The 21,319-nt window shown below is 63.5% G+C and carries 19 protein-coding genes; 12 read left to right on the top strand and 7 right to left on the bottom strand.

Annotated elements, in window-relative coordinates:
• Positions 1-36: 36 nt before the first annotated feature.
• Genes V5735_RS16810 through V5735_RS16785 form a run of 6 tightly spaced genes read left to right on the top strand, consistent with a single transcriptional unit; the run spans position 37 to position 7,264 of the window.
• Entirely contained in the window at positions 37-1,092 is a 1,056-nt protein-coding gene (locus tag V5735_RS16810; RefSeq protein ID WP_423746262.1) for a DUF4129 domain-containing protein, read from the top strand.
• Positions 1,089-1,763 (top strand): DUF7269 family protein, encoded by a 675-nt coding sequence (locus V5735_RS16805; protein WP_423746261.1) that lies wholly within the window; start codon positions 1,089-1,091, stop codon positions 1,761-1,763. The genes V5735_RS16810 and V5735_RS16805 overlap by 4 nt, the downstream gene beginning before the upstream one ends.
• On the top strand, positions 1,760-3,034 hold the full coding sequence (locus tag V5735_RS16800) for a DUF58 domain-containing protein (RefSeq protein WP_423746260.1): 1,275 nt from the start codon (positions 1,760-1,762) through the stop codon (positions 3,032-3,034). The genes V5735_RS16805 and V5735_RS16800 overlap by 4 nt, the downstream gene beginning before the upstream one ends.
• On the top strand, positions 3,031-4,515 hold the full coding sequence (locus V5735_RS16795; protein WP_423746259.1) for a DUF7519 family protein: 1,485 nt from the start codon (positions 3,031-3,033) through the stop codon (positions 4,513-4,515). The genes V5735_RS16800 and V5735_RS16795 overlap by 4 nt, the downstream gene beginning before the upstream one ends.
• 40 nt (positions 4,516-4,555) lie before the next feature.
• On the top strand, positions 4,556-5,209 hold the full coding sequence (locus V5735_RS16790; protein WP_423746258.1) for a DUF7504 family protein: 654 nt from the start codon (positions 4,556-4,558) through the stop codon (positions 5,207-5,209).
• Between the two features lie 15 nt (positions 5,210-5,224).
• The gene (locus tag V5735_RS16785; RefSeq protein ID WP_423746257.1) at positions 5,225-7,264 is read left to right on the top strand and encodes a hypothetical protein; all 2,040 of its coding nucleotides are present in this window, start codon (positions 5,225-5,227) and stop codon (positions 7,262-7,264) included.
• A 10-nt stretch (positions 7,265-7,274) separates the two neighbouring features.
• Here V5735_RS16785 and V5735_RS16780 read toward each other — a convergent pair whose 3' ends face one another.
• Positions 7,275-7,409, bottom strand: a complete 135-nt coding sequence (locus V5735_RS16780) for a DUF7503 family protein (RefSeq protein WP_007978153.1) — start codon at positions 7,407-7,409, stop codon at positions 7,275-7,277.
• Positions 7,410-7,561: 152 nt separating this feature from the next.
• Between V5735_RS16780 and V5735_RS16775 the strand changes: the two genes are divergently transcribed.
• Positions 7,562-8,296 (top strand): DUF6293 family protein, encoded by a 735-nt coding sequence (locus V5735_RS16775; protein ID WP_423746256.1) that lies wholly within the window; start codon positions 7,562-7,564, stop codon positions 8,294-8,296.
• 478 nt (positions 8,297-8,774) lie between these two features.
• On the opposite strand, the gene V5735_RS16770 is transcribed toward V5735_RS16775, so the two are convergent.
• Positions 8,775-9,155: a response regulator gene (locus tag V5735_RS16770; RefSeq protein WP_007978150.1), complete on the bottom strand. Its 381-nt coding sequence runs from the start codon at positions 9,153-9,155 to the stop codon at positions 8,775-8,777.
• Positions 9,148-10,623: an ATPase domain-containing protein gene (locus tag V5735_RS16765; RefSeq protein ID WP_423746255.1), complete on the bottom strand. Its 1,476-nt coding sequence runs from the start codon at positions 10,621-10,623 to the stop codon at positions 9,148-9,150. Before V5735_RS16765 ends, V5735_RS16770 begins: the two co-directional genes overlap by 8 nt.
• Positions 10,624-10,773: 150 nt before the next feature.
• Here V5735_RS16765 and V5735_RS16760 point away from each other — a divergent pair, with 150 nt between their 5' ends.
• Together V5735_RS16760 and V5735_RS16755 are read left to right on the top strand one after the other, a co-directional pair.
• Positions 10,774-11,430 carry a cyclase family protein gene (locus V5735_RS16760; protein WP_423746254.1) on the top strand — a complete coding sequence of 219 codons (657 nt, stop codon included), beginning with the start codon at positions 10,774-10,776 and terminating at the stop codon, positions 11,428-11,430.
• A 40-nt stretch (positions 11,431-11,470) separates the two neighbouring features.
• Positions 11,471-11,692, top strand: a complete 222-nt coding sequence (locus V5735_RS16755; RefSeq protein WP_423746253.1) for a hypothetical protein — start codon at positions 11,471-11,473, stop codon at positions 11,690-11,692.
• A gap of 61 nt (positions 11,693-11,753) precedes the next feature.
• Here the strand turns inward: V5735_RS16755 and V5735_RS16750 are convergent, their stop codons facing one another.
• From V5735_RS16750 to V5735_RS16740, 3 genes are read right to left on the bottom strand one after another with little or no spacing between them, the layout of a single operon-like run.
• The gene (locus V5735_RS16750; protein ID WP_423746252.1) at positions 11,754-12,821 is read right to left on the bottom strand and encodes a sugar ABC transporter permease; all 1,068 of its coding nucleotides are present in this window, start codon (positions 12,819-12,821) and stop codon (positions 11,754-11,756) included.
• Entirely contained in the window at positions 12,818-13,810 is a 993-nt protein-coding gene (locus tag V5735_RS16745) for a carbohydrate ABC transporter permease (RefSeq protein ID WP_423746251.1), read from the bottom strand. The genes V5735_RS16750 and V5735_RS16745 overlap by 4 nt, the downstream gene beginning before the upstream one ends.
• A 9-nt stretch (positions 13,811-13,819) precedes the next feature.
• Positions 13,820-15,103 (bottom strand): extracellular solute-binding protein, encoded by a 1,284-nt coding sequence (locus V5735_RS16740; protein ID WP_423746250.1) that lies wholly within the window; start codon positions 15,101-15,103, stop codon positions 13,820-13,822.
• 190 nt (positions 15,104-15,293) lie between these two features.
• On the opposite strand from V5735_RS16740, the gene V5735_RS16735 reads away from it, so the two are divergent.
• Together V5735_RS16735 and V5735_RS16730 are read left to right on the top strand one after the other, a co-directional pair.
• Positions 15,294-16,421 carry an ABC transporter ATP-binding protein gene (locus V5735_RS16735; protein WP_423746249.1) on the top strand — a complete coding sequence of 376 codons (1,128 nt, stop codon included), beginning with the start codon at positions 15,294-15,296 and terminating at the stop codon, positions 16,419-16,421.
• Positions 16,422-16,584: 163 nt separating this feature from the next.
• Positions 16,585-16,899 (top strand): hypothetical protein, encoded by a 315-nt coding sequence (locus tag V5735_RS16730; protein ID WP_423746248.1) that lies wholly within the window; start codon positions 16,585-16,587, stop codon positions 16,897-16,899.
• 149 nt (positions 16,900-17,048) lie between these two features.
• Here the strand turns inward: V5735_RS16730 and V5735_RS16725 are convergent, their stop codons facing one another.
• Positions 17,049-19,094, bottom strand: coding sequence for a glycoside hydrolase family 15 protein (locus V5735_RS16725; RefSeq protein ID WP_423746247.1), 2,046 nt, complete (start codon positions 19,092-19,094; stop codon positions 17,049-17,051).
• Positions 19,095-19,199: 105 nt separating this feature from the next.
• Here V5735_RS16725 and V5735_RS16720 point away from each other — a divergent pair, with 105 nt between their 5' ends.
• A complete protein-coding gene (locus tag V5735_RS16720) occupies positions 19,200-21,311 on the top strand; it encodes an alpha-amylase family glycosyl hydrolase (protein ID WP_423746246.1) in 2,112 nt (703 codons plus the stop codon).
• Positions 21,312-21,319: the final 8 nt, after the last annotated feature.

Genomic DNA, 21,319 nt, shown 5'->3' with positions numbered 1-21,319 from the left:
AAGATATTTGCCTGATGGGAAAGAAACCCAACACCTGTGGAACGCAATCGCCTCCGCGCCGCCCTCATCGCCCTCTGTGTCCTCGCGGTCGTCTTCGGTGCGTCGCTGTTCCCCGCTACCGGATTCGGGTCGTACCCCGCCGGTCCGGGAGGCGGCAACCGCGCCGATACTCCGGGTGCGCCGAGCACTGGCAGTCGCTCGACCGTCAGCGCCGGAAACCCGTCCGACCCGGGAACGGTCGCAACGACGACGGCGCAAACGACGACGAACAGCGAGTCGAGCGACGGGTCGGCCGACTCGGAAACGGCCACGACAACGACGGCGGCGAGCGCGTCGCAATCGGCGAATAACGGGACCCCGCTCCTGCAGATACTCGGGAAGACGGTCGGAATCCTCGTCCTCGTCGGGGGCGCATTCCTCGCCGTCGGGTTCCGGAGGGGAACCCTCGCGCTGGACGGCGACGGCGCGATACCGCTCACGGTTCGCGGGATTTCCGTCGGCGAACTCGTCGGGAAGATACCCGCCAGAACGATGGGCCTCGTCGTCGGATTTTCCGCGTCGATTCCGCGACTCGCGGACGACGCCATCGACCTGCTCGGCGAAGTCGGACGCGGCCTCGCCGCGAGCACCGTCGGACTCGGTTCGGCGCTCGGGAGGACGATAGCCGTCATGGGACGCGGCTTCAGCGGGACGCTCTTCGCCATCGGCAGCGTCGGTAGCGGCCTGTTCTCGATTCCCGAGGCGGTCTCCCGACCCACCCTATCCGGCCGTTCCGACGGGGAATCGACGGGTCGAACCGCGACGAACGGGGGGACCGCACCGGCGGAACCCGAAGAACGCGGCCCGCCGAGCATCGAAGAGGCGTGGGAATCCATGACCGAGCACCTCCCGGTCAGGCGTCGGCGAACGACGACGCCGGGAGAGTACGCACGCGAAGCGATTCAGCGGGGCTACCCCGCCGACGCGGTGCGTCAGTTGACCGACACCTTCCGCGAGGTTCGATACGGGAGCTTGCCGCCGACGGCGAACCGCACGAAACTCGCCCGTGCGGCGCTCGACAAAATCGACCGATTCAGGGAGGGTGGCGAATGATGCGTCTCGTCGGGCGCGCCGTCGGACGCGTCGCCGGGTACGTCGGAGGGACGTTCAGGAACCGCCGGAGCCGCGAACGCCTCCTGCTGACGGTCGGCGTCACCTCGCTGCTGCTCGCTTTCGTCGTCGTCTTCGCGCCGTGGGCCGTTCCGGAATCGACCGTCAAACCGTTGGTCGGGTGGCTCGCGGACCCGACGACGGTGCTCCTCCTCGCGGGTGCGGGCGGACTGCTCGCCATCTGGTCGCTCGGCGACGGCGTGACGGACGAACGGGACGAAGTCTGGCAGCCGCGAACCGACCCCGAACGGGCGCACCACGACGAACACCGGACGAGCGGGTCGGACGTGGACGACGGCCTCGGCCTGTCCGGCAACCTCGGTCTGGAGTCCAGAGAGCGGCGCAGTCGGCGGGCGACGACGCGGCGACACGTCAGACGCGCCGCGGTCGAGACGCTCGCTGGCGACGGATACACGAAAACCGACGCCAGGGACCGACTCGAAGACGGGTCGTGGACAGACGACCCGCGGGCGGCGGCCTTCTTCGGCGCATCGAGCGCCGACATCCCGCTTCGAACGCGTATCACCGACTGGGCGCGCGGGCAGACGTTCGACCGCCGCGCGGAACGGGCGGTGTCCGAACTGCGAGAACGGAACGGCGGTGAATCGAAATGAGCAGCGGTCCCGAACTGAACGCCGGGATGACGGTGGCCCTGCTCGCCGGTGCGGCGGGCGTCGTCACCGGGAACACCGTGATGTTTCTCTCGTCCGTCGTCGGGTTCGTCTACGCGGCCTATCAGTTCACGTCGGGGGCGCCGGAGCTGTCGGTCGAACTCGACCGCGAGGTAGAAGAGCGGTCGCCGCGGCCGAGCGAGGACGTGACGGTCACGCTCACGGTGGAAAACGACGGCGACGACGCGATTGCGGACCTTCGTATCGTGGACGGCGTGCCGGAACGACTCGCCGTGGTGGACGGGTCGCCGCGCCACGGGGCGAGTTTGGGACCGGGCGAAACCGTGTCGTTTTCCTACGCGGTTCGAAGCCAGCGCGGGACCCACGAGTTCGGCCCGACGACGCTCGTCGCGAAATCCATGAGCGGGACGCGGGAAGTCCGCGAGAAGCGAACCCTTCCGGCCACCATAACCTGTGATACATTCGTCGAGGACGTGCCGCTGTCGCAGTTGACCACCCCGACGCCGGGGCACATCGAGACGGACGCGAGCGGCGAGGGCATCGAGTTCCACTCGACGCGGGAGTACCGGCCGTCGGACCCGATGAGCCGAATCGACTGGAAGCGGTTCGCCCGGACGAAGGAACTGACGACGGTGAACTTCCGCGAGAGTCGAGCGGCGGCGGTGTTACTCCTCGTGGACGCCCGCTCGGCCGCCAGCATCGCTCGGCGGTCCGGCGAACCCGACGCCATCGACCTCTCGGTGTACGCCGCGGAGCGAATCGCGAACGCGCTCGTCCGGCAGAACGACCGCGTCGGCGTCGCGCTGTACGGGCCACAGCAACTGTTCCTCCCGCCGGGCGGTGGGCGGGAACAGGTCGCCCGCGTCCGTGCGACACTTGAAGAGGTCGAGACGCCGAAAGAGCTGTCGAGTGCCAGCGGACTGTTCGGGTCGTCGCGCAACGAGCGAACGATGGAGCGGCGGTTCAAACGGCTTCGAAAACGGCTGTCCTCGGAGACGCAGGTGATATTCCTCTCTCCGCTGGCCGACGATACTGCCGTGGACGTGGCGAAGCGCTTCGACGCGTACGGACACGCGGTGACGGTCGTCACCCCGGACATGACGGGGACCGAAACGCCGGGCGGTGCGGTGTCCGAAATCGCCCGGACGGAGCGACTGAACGAGATTCGACGAGGGAACATCAGGGCCATCGACTGGTCGCCGGACGAACCGCTTGCGACGGCGGTCGAAAAGAGCGCGAGGTGGTCGGCGTGAACGCGGACGTCGACCACAGTTCGACGCGCTTCGGCGGCGCGTTGGCGAGCGTCATCGCGGCCTGTACCGCGCTCCTGCTCGGATGGGGGACCGGCACCCTCGGCAGCGTCGCGGCGGGCGTCGTCGGCGCGGTCAGCATCGCGCTCGGTGCGATGGGAATGCAGTCGGCAGCGAACGAACGGCGAGCGGCCGGGAGCCTCGGCATCGTCGGCGGAGCGATAGCGCTCACCGTGTCCCTCGGACTCGGGACGCCGCCGCTGTTCTCGCTCCTGCTCGGACTCGGCGTGACTGCCGTCGCGCTCAACGCGACCGTCTCCCTCTCGTCGGGGGTCAGCTATCCGGTGTATCTCATGCTCCGTCGGTCCCTCGCGGTGCTCGTCGTCGGAACGCTCCTCGCGGCGAGCATCCACGCAACGGTCTTCCGAACGCTCGGGCGGGTCGGGAGCGCGATACTCGTCGGAAGCGCCACGTCGAGTGCGCTCGCCATGCTCATCGCCCTCCAGATGGGGTGTCTGGTGGCCGTCGAGTTGCTCCACTGGGTCGTCCCGATACTGGACGACTGGCTTCCGACGACGGCGACCCTCCGCCACCGGATTCTCGAACCGTTCGGCTTCCGACTCGAAACCGTGCCGACGCCGTACTGGATATTCCTCGCGCTGCAGGTCGTCGTCGCGTTCTCCGGTTGGGGACCGCGGTGGTTCGAGAGCCTGCTCACGGCGCTGTCGGTGTTAGGCGACGTCGTTCGGTTCACCGTCGGTTCGGGAATCCTCCAGAGCGTCGTGGGCGTGGTCATCCTGTTCGAACTGGTGGTCCTCGCCGCGAGAGGTGCACAACATGTCATCATCGCGTGGATGGGTGACGAACCGCCGCAAACGCTCGCGTTCGCGACCGGCGGAATCGCCGCGGTCGCGTTGGCTGGCGTCGTCGCCGTGGTGTCGATGCTGGTCCCCGCGATAGGGTCGCGGTTCGCGGCCGCGGAACCGTGGCAGTTGGTCGAGCAACTCGGCCCGGCGACGGTCATCACGGGTAGCGTCACCGGCGTGCTGTTGTCGCTCGTGATGGCGCAGGTGATGGCGGTCCTGACCGTCCGCCCGTGGGTCGCGCTCGATTCGGCGAGCGGATTCGCGTTCGGCGGCGCGACACTCTTCCTCGGGGCGCTCGTCGCCGCGGGATTGGGCGCGTCGCCGGTCGTGGTCTTCTGTGCGGTCGGTGCCGCCCTCGTCGTCAGGGACGTCGGCGACCACGCGGCGGAAGTCGGCTTGCAAATCGGCCGAACCGCGGAAACCAGGCGCGGCGAAATCGCCCACGCAACCGGCGGACTGCTCGTTGCAGGCCTCGGCGTCGGCCTCGCGGTCGGAACCCTTTCGTTCGTCGGTCCGGTGTCGCTCCCGACGAGTTCGTGGCGGGGCTACATCGCGCTCGCGCTGCTGTTGGTCGCGGTCGTTTCGTTCACCCTACTGCTCGCGACCGACACGGAGTGACGAAACATTTATTTCGTTAGTTGTATGAGTTTGATATAACATGAATTCCGGCTGGCCACGATTTGCCGACTCCCCGCGCCAGTTCGTGCGCTATCTCCGCGAGCTAAAAAGACGGGGAAGCAACCTGCTTATCACCGGGGACGTGCCCGATACCGTCACCGCACGGGCGACCCAAACCCTGTTCGGGGAGGGCGACCGGCGTTACCGCGTTCTCGCGCTCCTCGATACGACCAGTCGGATTCCCGACTCGCTCTCGGTGGCCGACGACCGTCTCTGGATCGTCGAGCGAGCGGGGGAAAAGCGCTCGGCCAGGCCGAGCGCGTTGAGCGACGTGTCGATGAGAGAAACCGACGGTTTGGACGGGATTCGACGGGAAATCGGTGCCGCGGCCGACTTCTACGACGACGAGTTCGACGGACTCGACCCGGCCGAACTCCGCATCGGCGTCGATTTGGGCGTTCGAGACGACCGGGATTCGATACAAGAGTTCGCCGAAGGGACGGCCGAAATCGTCGCCGACCATCACGGGATGGCCCATTACCACCTACCCAAGCCGGACGATGACCCGCTCGTCGACGAGCTTTCGCCGTTGTTCGACGCCCGTATCGAACTCAGGCAGGTGCCCGGACAACCGCCCGAGCAACGGTGGCACGTCCCGGCGTTCGATAAAACGACTATATGGGTGCGCTTGTAACCCGTCACCGTTCGAATGGAGTTCGAAACGCTCACCCGACGGACCGGGCTCGAAATCAGCGACCCGATCGAGAACACCCGGTTCGAGCTGTACGTTCCCGAGCCGATAACCCCGGTACAGACGAGGACGGGCCGATTTTATTTTCCCGTCGACGCCGCCGTCGGATTCGAAACCGCGAGCGTCGAGATTCCGAAGCTCGTCTCGCCGCTCGTCTGGACGCAATCCGGCGAGCTCGTCGCCGATAGCACGAGGATAGACGGCAACGAGTTCCCGACGGGCGACTACCTCCTCGAACTCAACAGCACGTCGATGAAGCTCTACCTCGCGTTCGAAGGCGGATTTCGACTCGAACGGGGGGAAACCGCGGTAACGGTTCACTGTGAGGGAACGACGCGCGTCCGCGTCGGCGCACGCTCGCTTCACGAGCACCCGGCGGGGACGATAACCGTCACGGACGACGTACGCGACGTGATGCGGGCCGTCTCGCTGTTCGGGTCCGCACTGAAGACGCTCTCGCCCGAGCGGTCGTTTCCCACCTTGCGCGGACATCCGCCGCTCATCGAACGCGGGGAGACGTTCTCGGTTCCGGCCGAAATCGAGCCGCCGGAAACGGACGTGACGCTCGTCCTGCCGCCGGAGCGAACGCGGGTGTACGCCGCGTCGTCGTTGGCGTACTATCTCGGTGCCGAAATCGTCGCGGGGGACGAACCGCGGCTCGTCGCTGGGGATTTCGAGCAGTCGCTCGACGGAGCGGACGGCTACGAGGCGACGGTCAATTCGATACTCCGACGGACGTTTTTCTTCGACTGTCTCGCCAGGACGGAGGGGTTCTACGACGTCGAACTGTACGAGCGAAAACGGGTTGAGTCGAGGATGGACGTCGATTTCGAGTCGTTGTACGACGCACCGCTCGCCGAACGGGTGGAGAAGGCGCTTTCGCTGCCGTTCGAACGGGTCGAATCGGTAGCGATGGACTGGAACCTGACGACGGATATCGTGCCGACGAAGGCGAACGTCGAAGCGCTTCCGTTCGTTGCGTACGACCTTTCGTTCTGTCGAACCCCGTCGAATCCGACGGAGAGGAGCGTCACCGAACCCCCGAAGGCGTTCGACGACTTTGCAAGAAGCGCGAGCGACTGGCGGTGGGACGACGACGACTTCTTTCAGGTGGCGTCCGTACCGACGGCGGAACACGCGTGGATAGGGAACGGCTATCCCTTGGGAGTGAACAAACTCACGCTCGAATCGCTGTACCGACGCCTCGACAGACCCGACCCGGACGACTCGACGCTAACCGTTCACGTCGTCTGTAACGACGAGACGATGGAGGACGAAAAGGACGTAGCGGAGCGATACGGCGTCCGAGATTTCGTCGAATCGAACGTATCGGTACACCACCAGCTAACCGGCGACGAGTTGGCCGAACTGCTCTCCCTGCCGTCGGATTTCGTCCACTTCATCGGCCACGTGGATTCGGACGGCTTTCGGTGTCCGGACGGGCATCTCGATGCCGAATCGCTGTCGAGCGTCGAGGCGAACGCGTTCCTGCTAAACGCCTGTCGCTCGTACGAACAGGGGGCCGCGCTGATAGAAAAGGGAAGTCAGGGCGGCGTCGTCACGATGTCCCCCGTGCTCAACTCCGCCGCGACGCGGGTCGGGAAGGCGCTCGCCCGGTTGCTCAATGCGGGATTCCCGCTTCGGGTGGCGCTCGAAATCGCACGAACACAACTGGTAGACAAGCATCGCTATCTCGTCGTCGGCGACGGGGCGTTGACTCTGTGTCAGAGCGAAAGCGGACAGCCGATTCGCTTGGACGTGGAACCGAACGAGGACGGCTACGTCGTCACGCCCGTCGCGTATCCGACGCAAACATACGGTCTCGGAACGGTTCTCTCGCCGATGTTCGACGAACAGAGATACATCGGGTCGGGAACGGTTCGGGCGTTCGAGTTATCGGCTGACGAACTCGATGCCGCGCTCGACGCGGAAGTGATGCCGGTCGAAGCGAACGGCAGGCTCCACTGGAGCGACGAGCTATCGACGTCGGACCTGTAAGCGACGTCGCTCAGGGACCGGGGCTGATATCCGCGAAGTTCGCGGCGACACACTGTACTTGGAGCAAGATGAGGGTCGCAGCGAACAGGACACCGAGCAATCGGGGGTTCGATTTGACGCGCTCCGATAGCGAATTTATTTTCATGCGATATTATATTCGAGAATAAAGCACTTAATAGTTATTGAAGTTAATAGACAGAAGAGGGGGCGTGTCCGGGGAACCACCACCGACCGTTGACCCGTACGACAGCGGGAAAATCTAGCGGTTTTAACGGGTAACGCGCGAACGAATCCGCTATGCAGTCCATCGACGAGGTACATATCGCTCCGCTCGGATTCGAGTACGACCGAATCTTGGGTCCCGTGAAGCAACACGGGGTAGACATCCTCTATCTCCTCGAACACGATAGTCCGGGAAATCCCGAGTATCACGGCGCGTTGAAGGAGGAACTCGACGCGGAAGGTATCGAGGTTCGGTCGCGGACGGTCGACCTGATGGACATCTACGACGTTCTGGGAATCGTCACGACGCTCGTCTCCGAACACGAGGACGACATCGTTCGGGTGAACGTCGCGAGCGGGTCGAAGCTCTCGGCAGTCGGCGCGGCCATCGCCTGCATGGCGACCGATGCGACGGCGTACTACGTCCACCCCGAAGGCTACGCGTACGCGGACCGAAACGAACGCCAGAGTTACGGGTACGTCGGCGAGGAGGTACTGCCGACCTATCCCATCGAATCGCCGACGCACGACCAAGTGTCCGTCATGCACTACCTCGAAGAGGCGAACACGGACGTGTACACCCCGAAGAAGAAGGACCTCATCAGCTACGCCGAGGACGAGGAGCTGTCGTTCATCGCAGACAGCAACCCGGCGAACGACAAGGCGAAGTTCGCCCTGCTGAACGCGAACATCGTCGACCCGCTGGAACGCGACAGCTACATCGAAGTTAGAAAGGTCGGACGACAAAAGCAGGTGACGCTGACCGAAACCGGCCACGACGTGCTGCGTGCGTTCCGACATAAACTGTAACGACGGAAACCGAACGACTGCGAGGTAGTGTTATGAGTTAGAATCGGATAGTGAGTTGAAACAGAGTCGTGAGTATCGATAGTATGGTGAGTTGCAATACTATCGACAGTCACATGGTAGAACTGAATTATCTATCCCCAGAAGAACTAATCGATGACGACGTAGCGCCCCACCACACCCACCCTCCACGGTCGTCTCCCCTGACGACCCGCTTCGGCCCTCGCCGCCCCGGCTGTTCGGTTCCCCCGGCAGCCATCCCCCACGGTCGTCTCCCCCGACGACCCGCTTCGGCCCTCGCCGCCCAGTGGTCCCATGCTGCCCCATGGTTCCCGGTGGGACGCGTACGCATCGTCATCTACTCTCCTTCGACGGCCGCCAAAACCCAGCTCCGGGAGACGGGAGCAAAGTAGGCTCGACGCAAGAGAAGGCAAAACAGAAATCTTCGAAACTCGGCGGTATCTCGAAAGCCCCGTTCAGGTTAGCGGTTCATGCGGATGTATTCCATCAAACCGCGTATCGTCGCCTGCAAGTCCGCCTTATCGACCGGCTTTTCGAGGATGGTCTGTGCACCCCGGCTGACCGCCTTTTGGCGCATCGCGGGCGGAATCTGTGCCGCGAGGACGAGCATGGGAATATCGCGGTCGTTGAGTTGTTCACAGCGCTTCCAGATGTCCTCCGTGAAGCCGTCCACGTCGAGAACGGCGAGAGCAACGTCGTCACGCTGTTCGAGCAGGGCGTCGAACTCGTCCATGCTGGTCGCGATTTCGACGTCGTAGCCGCCGTTTTTGAGGAGGTCGGCGAGGAGTTCGAGGTTTCGCTCCCGTTTTCCCAGCGCGAGGATGAGGGCCGCCTCACTCATCGGCCGACTCCGAACGTTCCCGTGCCAACTCGGGAGAGCCGGAGAGAACGCCGCTGAGTTCGGTCAGCGGTTCGCCGACTTTGAGACCGTGTTCCGTGATCTGGAACTCGCGGAGCATCCGTTCGAAGTCGCTGGTCCGTTTTTTCAGCACGCCGATGGCCTTGCGCATCTCGCCGGAGACTTCGAGATGTCGGAGGAAAACGATATTGTCGGCGAGATAGCTGATTCCCGCCTCCGTCGCCTGAAATTCGCCGGTTACGGTGTCGATTTCGTCCACCAGAATGACGGTGATCCCCATGTTCTTCAGATAGCGAGAGAGGGTGTGGAGTTTGCGGACCAGCACGTGCTCGTCGTCGTCCCGGAGCGACAGTTTGTAGCCGTCGATACCGTCTATCATGACGATGCTGGTGTCGTTCTCCTCGACGTCCGTTCGAACACGGTGAGCGAACTCGGTCGCCGAGCAGTCGAGGGGTTTCATCTCCTCGACGGAGAGCGATCCCTGTTCTTCCATCTGCCGAACCGGGATGTTGATGTTCTCGCTCCGTTCGCGGAACGTCTCCAGCATCTCCTCGAACATGTACATGACGGAGCGTTCTCCTCGCCCGGCGGCCTCCTTCATGAACTGCGTTCCGACGGTCGTCTTCCCGACGCCGGTCGGTCCGCTGAGGATGGTGATGGTGCCGCGCTCGAAGCCGCCGTGGAGGAGTTGGTCCACTTCCGGGACGCCGGAGGAGATGGATTCCAGTTCGAACTTCCCGGAGTGATTTGCGGGGTTCAGTTCCGGGAACACCGCGATACCTCCGTCCGTAATGCGCATGGCGTGGTCGCCCTCGTTGACCGACGACCCGCGGAACTTCGGCACGCGGATGGTGCGACCGTACGCGGAGTGTTCGAGTTCGATAGTGCCGTCGGTCATGTACTGCAGGTCGTCGTCGGACGACTCGTCGCTGTGTTGGGACGTGAACAGGACCGTCGCACCCTGTTCTTTCAGGTAGTGCATGAATGCGATGACCTGCTTTCGGAACTGGTACTCGTCGGACGTGAGATGGCGAAGGCGAGTGAGCGGGTCGATGAACACCCGGTCGGGGTCGATGGATTCGACGCGCTCGGTTATCGCCTGCGTGAGCGGTTCCTGTTCGACCTCGCTGGGCGTGAAGATGTCGTAGGATTGCTCGTCCACGAACACGTCCGAATCCGGGCTCAAATCGAGAAAGTGAACGTCCGAAAGGTCGATATCCAGCGTCGAAGCGTTGTCGCGGATGTCGTCTTCTGACTCCTCAAGATTGACGAACAGCACCGTCTCGTCCGACTCGACACCGGCGGTGAGATACTTCATCCCGAGAATCGTCTTCCCCGTCCCCGGGTCGCCACGAAGGAGATAGCTTCGTTCCGCGATAACCCCCCCGCGTAGAATCTCGTCGAGACCCGACGTTCCGGTCGGAATTCTTGTCAGATTTGAATCACTCATGTGCGCGTTGCTATAACTGTCTATCCTCGCGGTATATTTCTATCGAAACACGGAATCCGTAATCGAAGGAGTGAGTGGTAGTTATACGGGGATTTGAGTGAAAACTCGAGCGGCGGGACTTTACCGCGACGACGCGAAAACCGGGTGAGGATGTTCCGCGATTGTACCCATCCCTTGACCCCCGCGACAACGGTGTACCCCGGCGACCCGACGGTCGGACGAACCCCGCACGCGACGCACGACGCGGACGGCTACCGCGTCACCAAACTCGAGCTCGGAACCCACAGCGGGACGCACGTCGATGCGCCGAGTCACACCGAACCCGACGGTCGAACCCTCGATTCGTTTCCCGTCGAGACGTTCGCCTTCGACGCCCTCCGCATCGACGTCCGCGACAAAGCGCCACGCGAACCCATCGAACGGGCCGACCTGCCCGACCCGACGGACGACGAGTTGCTCGTCTTCCACACCGGATGGGACGACCACTGGGGAACGGACGCCTACTTCGACCACCCGTATCTCACGGCCGACGCGGCGGCGTGGTGCGCCGACCGCGACTACCACGTCGCCATCGACGCCCTCAACGTGGACCCCACGCCAACCGAGAACGCGAGAGACGACGAACCCGACGGCGTGCCCGCCCACCACGAACTCCTCGGCACGGACCACCTCATCGTGGAGAATCTGACGAACCTCGACGACCTTCCCCGACGGTTTCGACTTTCGGCGTTCCCGCTGTCGGTGGAAGACGCGGACGGCGCGCCGGTTCGAGCGGTCGGGGAGTTCGGCAGCGAGACATTAAAATAGGTAACGAAAGATTGAATTTTGAAAAAAGATATCTGAACTCATGGATAGCGAGCTTCGAACACGATTGGACCTTCTCGTCTTTCTGTTGTTCGTGTGCGCCTCGTTCCTCGGAACCATTGCGGTTGGAGTGACAGGTCCGAAAGCACTCGGCACGTCGATGTTCTTTTTCGGCGTGTGGGGCGTGTTCACGTTCTTTCTCGTACAATGGAGAGAAATCCGCGGCGAAGACGACACGAATACCGAAGATGCGAAACCCGAGTAATCGGAAGGAATTCGTCTCCTTCGAATTCCTTCACAAATCGTTGGCGACTGCTCCCGTCCGGTCAGCCTTCCATGCCGCCGAACGAGAGCCCGCTCTCGATGTAGCGCTGGGCGAACAGGTACACGAGCACGATGGGCGTGGCGAACGTCAGCGCGAAGGCCGAGAACCGCGCCCACGGCGTCGAGTACTGCCCGACGAGGCTGTACAGGCCAACGGGAAGGGTGTACTTGCTCGTGCTGAGCAGGAGTTGCGCGACGATGAACTCCGTCCAGCCGGTGAGAAAGCTGAAGACGAGCACCGTCGCCAGCCCCGCCTTCGACAGCGGGATGATTATCTCCCAGACGATGCGCCACGAGGGAGCGCCGTCCATCATCGCCGCCTCCTCGTACGAGGTCGGGATGTTGTCCATGTAGGTCTTCAACAGCCACGTGTTGAACGGGACGGCCGTCGCCGCGTAGTAAGCCGCCAGCGCCAGTTTGCTGTTGTCGAGGCCGAATTGGACGAACGTGGCGTAGAGCGCGATGAGCGCCGCCACGCCGAGCCCGCCGCCGATTTGGGTGAACAGGACGTACAGGTAGAGCACCTTCGACCGGAAGAGGAATTTCCGGCGCGAGAGCGCGTAGGCCGCCGGAATCACGATGGCCATCGTCAGGATGACGGTCGGCACCGCGACGGTGAAGCTGTTCCAGAGGAATAGCGGGAACTCCGAACAGCCGTCGAATCGGGCGCAGTTCACCGTGGTCGAGACGCCGGGCGTGTGCAGCGCGATTTCCGTCCCGAACATGTGGATAGCGACGGTGTAGCTCGGAATCTCCATCCCGCCGAGCACCCAGAGGTACGCGTCGAACGAGGGTTTCTTGGGGAGGAGATGGATGCCGCTCGAACTGTAGAGCGACCCGCCGCTTCCCGAGAGCGAAGCGAGGAAAATCCAGTAGATGGGAAACAGCAACGCTCCGACCATCAGCAGCGCGAACGCGGTGGCGAGGAGTTTCGCCGCGACGAGACGCGACGACACCTCGCCGGTTCGAAGACCGACGACGGTGTACCGAACCGATTCGAGGGTGCGACCCGGCGCGCCGAGGACGTGTCGAACGTCGTCCGCGAACCCGGCGAGGATGCCGTCGCTCATTCGTCCACCCCCTCAGCGAGGCGGCCGCGTTTGACGTTTAGGAACATGAAGCCGCTGATGACGACGAGTGTCGCGGTCATGATGGCGGCCCCCTTGCCGTACTTGTCGAAGCGGAACGCCTCGCGGTAGCCGTACACGATGAGCAGTTCGTTCTGGCGGAGCGGACCGCCCTTGTTCATCACGTACGGGATGAGGAACTGCTGGAACGACGCCGCCGCCGTCAGAATCGACGCGAAGAGGACGGGGCGTTTGATGGACGGGAGCGTGACGTGCAGGAATCGGTTGAAGAAGCCCGCGCCGTCCACCATCGCCGCGTCGTGGAGTTCCTCGGGAACGTCCTGGAGCGCGCTGACGATGATGATGACCATGAACGGGTAGGCCAACCACGCCTCGGTGATGTTGTAGGCCAGAAACGCCGTCCAGCGCTGGTCGAGCCACAGTATCGGCTGGAGATGGAGTCCATTCAACACCTGATTCGCCAACCCGTACCGGGCGTTGCTGAAGATACCGCGCCAGACGGTGATGGTGAAGATGGTCGGCAGGCCCATCGGGATGATGATGAGCGAGCGCATGTAGCGCCGACCGATGACGTAGGGGTTGGTCAGCACGAGCGCGATGCCGATGCTCAGCGCGACCTTGAGCGAGACGCTGGTGGCGACGAAGAGCCACGAGATACCCATCGAGTTCCAAAAGCCCTCGTTGAGCGGGAGGGTTGTGCTGAACCCGAAGAGGACCAGCTTGAAGTGCGGCGCGCCGAACAGCACGTTCGCGTAGTTCTCGAAGCCGACGAACGAGAAGTTGTTCGTGAACAGCGTCAGGTTCGTCGCGTCCGTGAACGACAGGTACACCGAGTAGAGGATGGGATAGAACATGAACGCCGAGAACAGGAACAGCCCCGGTAGTACCAGTAGCAGGGGCAAGTCGTCCCGGTCGAACACGGGGTTTTCCAGCGCTTGCGCGCCGCGTGTGAACGTCGAGCGAATACTCATTTCGAGGCCTTATTCCCAGTTCTGCTTGATGGTCGTTTCCGCCTCTTCGAAGGCCGGTTTAGCGTCCTGCTTGCCCTTGAGCACCTTGAGGAAGGCGTTTTTCACCGGGTCCCACACCTTGTTCATGTGCGGGGCGGTCGGCATGGGTGAACCCATGCCGACGGACTCGGAGAAGCCTTTGACCGCCGCCGGGAGGTCGTCGCTTCCCGCGAGGTCCTTGTGAACCGGGATGAAGCCGTGGTCCTCGGCGAGACCGAGGAGGAGGTCGGTATTCGTGGTGTGCCACTCGGCGAACTTCCGACCGGCCGCGGCGTTCTTGCCGTCCCCGTTCATCTTCTTAGCGAAGTACCACATCTTGACGCCGGTGTACGGTTTGGGCTCGCCGCCCTTGGGTTTGGGCAGCGGGGCGACGCCGACGTCCAGACCGGCGTCCCGGACGGTGCCGAGGTACCACGGGCCGTTGATGGCGAACGGGGCGTTGCCCTCGTTGAACACGGCGGCCTGCGGGTCGTACTTCTGGTCTTTCGGCGAGTATTTCGCCAGCTCGTCGCGCACGAGCCGGAAGCCTTTGAGCGTCTCCGATTTCGTGAGACCGAGTTCGTCCTTCTTCTCGTCGTAGTAGAAGCCGCCGAACGCTTGCGCGTAGCCGCTGATGAAGTAGGGGTCGATGGGGAACGAGAGGCCGTACTTCCCGTTCGCCGGGTCGTGGTGCTCGTCCATGATGGACTGCATCTCGCTCACCGTCTCGGGCGGTTCGTCCACCATGTCCTTGTTGTAGAGCAGCGCGACCGTCTCCGCGGCGTACGGCAGGCCGAGCGTCTCGCCGTTGAACTGGACCGCCCGTGCCGCCGCGCTGGTGTACGTCGATTCTGGGTCGACCGAAAGCTCGTCACTCTGGTCCGAGAGGAACCCGGCGAGTTGGTACTCGCCGACCCAATCGTGGGCCCACTGGAACATGTGGGGACCCTTGCCGGCGGGGAGTTTGTTCTCGATGGTCTTCTGCAGGTCCGAGATTTCGGAGAGTTGTATCGAGTCGCCGGTCTTCTCGTGGAAGGCCTTGACGTTCGCTTCGAGACTCTTTTTCGGTCCCTTCGGGCGCGAGTGCCAGAGCCGTGCGGTCCCGCCGTTCGTCTGGTCGTTCCCGCCGTTATCGTCGCCACCATCTCCGTCGCCGTTCGACGTTTTCTCGCCGCTCGCGTCCTTGTCGTCGTCGTTCACGCTGATACAACCCGCGAGGGTGATACCGGCCAGTGCACCGCCTGTCTGTAGGAATTTCCGCCGTGGGTACGACATGAGTTATCCGTTATGAAATATGACTTCACGTATTTAACCGTTAGGGATTTTCGTGTCGTTTTTGAATCGACATATTAGAGAGGGACGGTTAGGCGGTTGATTTTGCCGCCTAAAAGTGGTGTGAAATATCCCATCACAGATTTGGCGCGATGGGAAAGAACTTTACCGTGGTACGACACCACACGAGGTAATGGCAAAGCTTCGACTGGAGACCCTCAGAAAGGAGTTCGACCGCGGGCAGATCGTCGCGGTGGACGACCTCAGCCTCGACATCGAGGACGGGGAGTTCGTCACGCTGGTCGGCCCGTCCGGGTGCGGGAAGACGACGACGCTCCGCATGATAGCCGGACTGGAAAGCGCCACCAGCGGTCACATCTACATCGGCGACGAGGACGTGACGGACGTCCACGCGAAAAACCGCGACGTTGCGATGGTGTTCCAGAACTACGCGCTCTACCCGCACAAGACCGTCGAGGAGAACATGGGCTTCGGCCTCCGGATGAGCACCGACCTTTCGAAGGAGGAACGGCACGAACGGGTGTACGAGGCCGCCGAGATGATGGGAATCGAGGACCTGCTCTCGGACAAACCCGACGAGTTATCCGGCGGGCAGAAACAGCGCGTCGCGCTCGGCCGCGCCATCGTCCGCGAGCCCGACATCTTTCTCTTCGACGAGCCGCTGTCGAACCTCGACGCCAAACTCAGGACCACGATGCGCACCGAAATCCAGCGCATCCAGCAGGAACTCGGCATTACGTCGGTGTACGTCACGCACGACCAAGAGGAGGCGATGACGATGGGCGACCGAATCGTCATCCTCCGCGACGGCGAACTCCAGCAGATGGGCGCGCCGACCGACGTGTACGACCGGCCGACGAACCGCTTCGTCGGCGGCTTCATCGGCTCGCCGAGCATGAACTTCATCGACGTCGACGCGACGCGCGAGGGCGGGAACGTCGTCCTCACGGACCGCGACGGCTCGTTCTCCTGCAAACTTCCGTCGTCGTTCGCCGACCGAATCCGGGACGTGGACGGGGCGTTCACCGTCGGCATCCGCCCGGAGGACATCTTCCCCGCGAGCGAGCGGGACGAAAACGTCCTCACGACTACCGTGGAGGTCGTCGAACCCATCGGAAGCGACAACTACCTCTACCTCGACGCGGCCGAGGACTTCATCGCGCGGGTCGATTCCGACGTCGAACCGGCACCCGGCGAGACGATTCGGGTCACGTTCGCGGAGGACGACGTGCACGTCTTCGACGGCGAGAGTGGTGGGGTCATCCGAAGCGAGAAAGAAACAGCAAAAGCGTCGGTCTGAGGTTCGAATCCGGGAGCATCCGCGATTTTCGGAGGGGGTCAACTAGCCGTTCGTAGGTATTAGCGCGGTCGAGACGGTTGATTTCCATCTGGTCTGCCACGGTAGAATCGCGTAACAAGAAGCGTATTATACTATCAAAAATATACTGCAATCTATCACGAATATGAATTCTCTGCGCACTGAAGGATGGCAAGACGCTGCTGGGTTTCTCCTGATGGCGATAGTGGCAATGTATTTTTGGTATATGAATGACCTATACCTGAACTGGCTAGTACTTGCTGCCGGTATTGGAGCGGGTGTTCTGATATATAAAACATATAATATTCCTGGAGATCACCCTGTGGCTGCATTCCCAATCACAATATTGGTCATCGTTGCTATGATCACGATGATGATGATAAAATCATTGGTCATCGGTGTTGTCGCCGCATTAACGGTTGCAACCGCAATCAAAGTGTACGACGTGTACCTGTCGTAACGAGTGCGACGCCGCCGTCGACAGCGAAAACCGTACACTGTTCTTGTGATGGGATTGTGGATGGAGCGAGCAGCAAACCCACGTCAGTAGTGGCTCTATCCAGCGTTTAGACTGCCACAAACGCCAAAATCGCCCTACAGACACCGATTTCAGTCCAGCGACGATTTCACTTCTTGGGATTCTAACGCGTCCCGTTCGTCCAGCGCCGCGACCGTCGCCAGTCGAATCGCGTGGGGCCATCCGAGCGGCGTGGCGCTGTCGGCCGCGCCCGCGTCGAAGAACTGTTCCGGGAGGTAACCGCTGTTCGCACAGAGCGGTCCGTCCGGCAGGAGAAGCGCGAGCAGGTCGCGCGACCGACGCGAGAACGCCTCGGCGCGTCGGTCGTCGCGCGCCGAAAGCAGGTCGGCCAGTTCGCTCGCGGCGTTGGCGCCCCACGCCGTCGAAACCGTCCATATTTTGGGTTCGTCCTGTTCGCGGACCCGCCAGTCGTCGCCCTCGAACCGGGCGAGGCCGCGGATATCGCTCTCGTCCGGGTCGCGCCAGAGGCCGTCGAGGACGGTTTCGGTGTGGGAGACGATGCGGTCCACCTGTTCCGCGTCGAGGGAGACGACCGCCGCGGCAGCGTGGTGTGCGGCCGCGAGTGCCAGCGCGCTGGAATCCAGTCGTTCGTCGCGTTCGCCGTCGACGAGTCGAAGCGCGTAGAACTCGCCCGTCCACAGTTCGTCCAGTCCGTCGAGGACCGCGTTCGCGCCGTCCAACGCGCGGTCCCGTAGGTCGTCGGCCACCGGTGCGCGGGCGAGCGCGGCGTACGCTTCGAGGTACGTCGCGGCGGTGTGGGCGAACCGTCCGGTCATGTTCTCCCACGCGTTCTGGCAGTGGACCGGCAAGCCGTCGGCTTCGAGCGTGTCGTCGAGACCGTCGAGCGCCGCTCGGAGCGTCTCCTGAACCGTCGATTCGAGGTCCGCATCGAGGGTCCGCGTTCGGAGGTAGGTAGCGAGGAACGCGATGACGCTCCCCGTCTGGTCGGCCTGATAATCCGCCCCGTCACCCGCCTCGACGCGGGCGTTCGCCCACCCGGGTGCGATGGTTCCGTCGCGGGGCCAGACGCGGTGGGGCCACGTCCCGTCGTCGCGTTGCGTTTCGCAGTAGAGGCGCGCGCTTCGGGCGTGCCAGTCCGACAGGGAGAGGTCGAAGTGGCCGTCAGCGGCGAGCAGGAACCGCGAGATTTCCGCGTCGTCGCGGAACCACGTGTAGCCGTAGCCGCCGGAGTAACGGTAGAACGGGTCGAAATCCGGCCCGGCGATGCGCGCGCCGGTATCGGCCGAGAGGAACGAGAGAACGCGCAAATCGTCGGTGACGGCGGTCGCCGTCGGCGTGTCGAGCGTAGCGTCGGGGGACCGTTCCGGGGACCGTTTCTCGGCGGCGGCGCGAAGCGCTTCGGTCGAGTCGTACTTCGACGCGAGTTGCCGAGTCCGGTCGAGTGCGTCGTCGCGCGGCGTTTCGCCGTGGTCGGCGAGCAACGAGACGAGCGTGGCACCCCCGTCGAGCGCGAGCGAGACGACGAGTTCGCCGCTGAGTCTGCTCTCCTCGTATCGACCGGCGTCGCCCACCGGGGGGACCTCCTGCGGGCGGTCCGAGAGGAGGGTTTCGAAGTTCGCGGGAACGAGACCGTCGATTGCGCTCGGCCGGGGTGCCGCGGCGAGGTAGTCGTGTTCCCTGGTGTGAAACACCTCGACCGCGTCGCCGTGGCGGAGTTGGCCGATTCTGTCGTCGCGGCCGTCGGGTGCGAACCCGAGGTAGGCGACGAGTTCGGCGTCGTCGGGCGTCTCTCCACTCCCGACGAAACGCGTGAGGTGAGCGTCGTCGAGCGTCAGGTCGTACTGGGTGAGCGACCAGTCTTCTGCCTCGTGTTCGGTGACGACGAGGGCGGTGCCGTCGTCGTAACACTGCGTCGAGGCGAGCGAGTCGAACCAGACGAGTTCGCCGTTCCGCCGAACGCCGAACCGAGAGCGGTCGATACCGTAGCGGCCGGAGAGCGGGTAGGAGTAGTCGCGGAGCGACCCGTGCGGGCCGACGTGGACGAGACGACCGTCGAGACCGGAGAACCGGCCCGCGGTCGTCCGGCGTTCACCGGGGAAACGGGTCGCGTTCCCGCGGTGACGTTTGAAATCGGAAAGTGCGTCACGGAGCGTCATCAGGTACCACCACGAGAAGCGAGGGTAAAAGGCTTGGTGAAATAATCCTTCACAGATTATCGTCGGAGCGCAAGATAGTTAATCCTCCTCTGCGCCGTGGAACACATGCACAGTGTAGCCCCGCCGCGGTTTACCACGGTCGGCGAGTCGGTGGAACTGGCACCGCGCGACCCGGACCCGGACGTGGATTCGGAGTACAGTTGGACCGTCGAAGCGCGTCCGAACGGAAGTTCGGCGGTCGTCAGCGACGATGCGGTCGTCCACTTCGCGCCCGACGTTCCCGGCGTCTATCGACTTCGCCTCACCGCGCCCGACGGCGAGCGCGAACGGTTCGTTCGCGCGTTTCCCGACGTGCGCCGCACCGCGCGGTTCGAGTTACCGCTGTCCGACCTCCCGATACCCCACGAGGAACTGGAGTCCATCTGCATCATGGGACCGTTCAACGAGCAACTCGTGGGACGGGACCGCCCGACATACGAGGACGGGGCGTACGTGTACGAGACGAAACTGCCGCCCGGGGAGCACCCCTACGGATTCCTGCTGAACGACGACCTCACCGACCAGGTTCGGGGGACGCTCTCGGTTCCGGGACCGGGACGGCCGCGAATTCGTCTCGACGCGGAGCGGGAGGCGGGAGACGTCCTCGTCACGGCCGACGCGAAAGCCGCACCCGACAGCGACTACGCGGACGACGAACTCGCCGTGGAGTTCTACATCGGCGAGCGCGCCGGGAGCGCGCTCGCAAGCGGGGAGAAACGCGTTCGTCGAGTCGAAGGCGACGGACGAACCGTCCGAATCCCGCGCGACGAGATAGGGGACGGGCGACGGGTTCACGCCGTCGCGGTCGGCGAGCGCCACAGCGTCGCCGACCGCGTGGAGATTCGCGGCGGCGACGGAGCGGGTCGAAATCGGACCGCACGGGCGCGAATCCACCGACCGAACGACCCGCCGGAGTGGGCGGCGTCGCCGACGGTGTACGAGATTTTCGTCCGGTCGTTCGCGGGTGAGACGGTCGATACCACCTTCTCGGAACTGGAGCGCCGGGTTCCCTACCTCGAATGGCTCGGAACGGACTGCGTGTGGTTGACCCCGATTCTGGGGAGTCCGACGACGCACGGCTATCACACGACGAACTACTTCGAGACGGCGGACGACCTCGGCACGCGCGCCGAGTTCGAGTCCTTCGTCGCGGCCTGCCACGACGCCGGGATTCGCGTCATCTTCGACCTCGTTATCAACCACTCCTCGCGCGACCACCCCGCGTTCCAGATGAGCGCGGCGGGCGTACCCGAGTACCGAGATTGGTACGTCTGGGGGGAAGGGGAAACGGGAGAAGCGAACGCCCAGCGCTACTTCAACTGGGAGCGGATTCCGAACTTCAACTTCGATTCGCTCGCGGTCCGGCGCTTCCTGCTCGACGTGGTGGACGAGTGGGCGGGACTCGTGGACGGGTTTCGATGCGACGTGGCGTGGGGCGTCCCCCACGAGTTCTGGAAGGAGGTCGCAGACCGCGTGCCTGACGATTTCCTGCTCCTTGACGAGACGATTCCCCGCGACCCAGCCTACCACGAGGGCGAGTTCACGATGCACTACGACACGACGCTGTACGGTACGCTGCGCGAAATCGGGACGGGGGAAAAATCCGGATCCGCCGTTTTCGACGCGCTAGAGGATTCGAAACGCGTCGGGTTCCCCGACAGCGCGGTCCATCTGAGGTACGTCGAGAACCACGACGAATCGCGCTACCGCGACGAGTGCGGACGCGACGCGCTGAAAGCCGCGGCGGCGGCGACGTTTACGCTCCCCGGCGCGCCGATGGTGTACTACGGGCAAGAGCGCGGCATGACCGAATACCGGGGCAGGATGCGCTGGGACGACGGCGACGACGAGTTGACGGCCTTCCACCGCTCGCTGTGCGAAACCCGCGACGAGTTGTCCGTCCTTCGGGACGGAACGGTCGAGCGGGTCGAATGGGAGAGCGATTCGGAAGCGGTCGTCGCGTTCGCCCGCGAGACGGACGCCGAACGCGTCGTCGTGGCGCTGAATTTCTCGGAACGGCCGCAACCGGTTCGAATCGACGAACGAATCGAAGCCGAGGACCTGGTGACGGGAACGCGGATTCCAACGGCGAGACGAGACGACGGCGGAACGCTCGCCGGGACCGAACTCCTCGTTTCGGATGTCGTCGTCGTTCGAGCCACCGGGGAAAGTAAATAGATACCCGA

This window comes from Haladaptatus sp. SPP-AMP-3 (genome assembly GCF_049568665.1).
In the GTDB taxonomy this organism is placed as follows: Archaea; Halobacteriota; Halobacteria; order Halobacteriales; family Haladaptataceae; genus Haladaptatus; species Haladaptatus paucihalophilus.
The sequence above is the reverse complement of the archived record's forward strand: the minus strand, read 5'-3'. Positions and strand labels throughout refer to the sequence as shown.

Coding starts and splice junctions, on each gene's coding strand:
- V5735_RS16800 (WP_423746260.1), top strand. CDS start 1,760: ATGAGCAGCGGTCCCGAACTGAACGCCGGGATGACGGTGGCCCTGCTC.
- V5735_RS16790 (WP_423746258.1), top strand. CDS start 4,556: ATGAATTCCGGCTGGCCACGATTTGCCGACTCCCCGCGCCAGTTCGTG.
- V5735_RS16725 (WP_423746247.1), bottom strand. CDS start 19,094: ATGACGCTCCGTGACGCACTTTCCGATTTCAAACGTCACCGCGGGAAC.
- V5735_RS16765 (WP_423746255.1), bottom strand. CDS start 10,623: ATGAGTGATTCAAATCTGACAAGAATTCCGACCGGAACGTCGGGTCTC.
- V5735_RS16720 (WP_423746246.1), top strand. CDS start 19,200: ATGCACAGTGTAGCCCCGCCGCGGTTTACCACGGTCGGCGAGTCGGTG.
- V5735_RS16755 (WP_423746253.1), top strand. CDS start 11,471: ATGGATAGCGAGCTTCGAACACGATTGGACCTTCTCGTCTTTCTGTTG.
- V5735_RS16735 (WP_423746249.1), top strand. CDS start 15,294: ATGGCAAAGCTTCGACTGGAGACCCTCAGAAAGGAGTTCGACCGCGGG.
- V5735_RS16745 (WP_423746251.1), bottom strand. CDS start 13,810: ATGAGTATTCGCTCGACGTTCACACGCGGCGCGCAAGCGCTGGAAAAC.
- V5735_RS16760 (WP_423746254.1), top strand. CDS start 10,774: ATGTTCCGCGATTGTACCCATCCCTTGACCCCCGCGACAACGGTGTAC.
- V5735_RS16740 (WP_423746250.1), bottom strand. CDS start 15,103: ATGTCGTACCCACGGCGGAAATTCCTACAGACAGGCGGTGCACTGGCC.
- V5735_RS16770 (WP_007978150.1), bottom strand. CDS start 9,155: ATGAGTGAGGCGGCCCTCATCCTCGCGCTGGGAAAACGGGAGCGAAAC.
- V5735_RS16780 (WP_007978153.1), bottom strand. CDS start 7,409: ATGAAAATAAATTCGCTATCGGAGCGCGTCAAATCGAACCCCCGATTG.
- V5735_RS16750 (WP_423746252.1), bottom strand. CDS start 12,821: ATGAGCGACGGCATCCTCGCCGGGTTCGCGGACGACGTTCGACACGTC.
- V5735_RS16785 (WP_423746257.1), top strand. CDS start 5,225: ATGGAGTTCGAAACGCTCACCCGACGGACCGGGCTCGAAATCAGCGAC.
- V5735_RS16775 (WP_423746256.1), top strand. CDS start 7,562: ATGCAGTCCATCGACGAGGTACATATCGCTCCGCTCGGATTCGAGTAC.
- V5735_RS16805 (WP_423746261.1), top strand. CDS start 1,089: ATGATGCGTCTCGTCGGGCGCGCCGTCGGACGCGTCGCCGGGTACGTC.
- V5735_RS16730 (WP_423746248.1), top strand. CDS start 16,585: ATGAATTCTCTGCGCACTGAAGGATGGCAAGACGCTGCTGGGTTTCTC.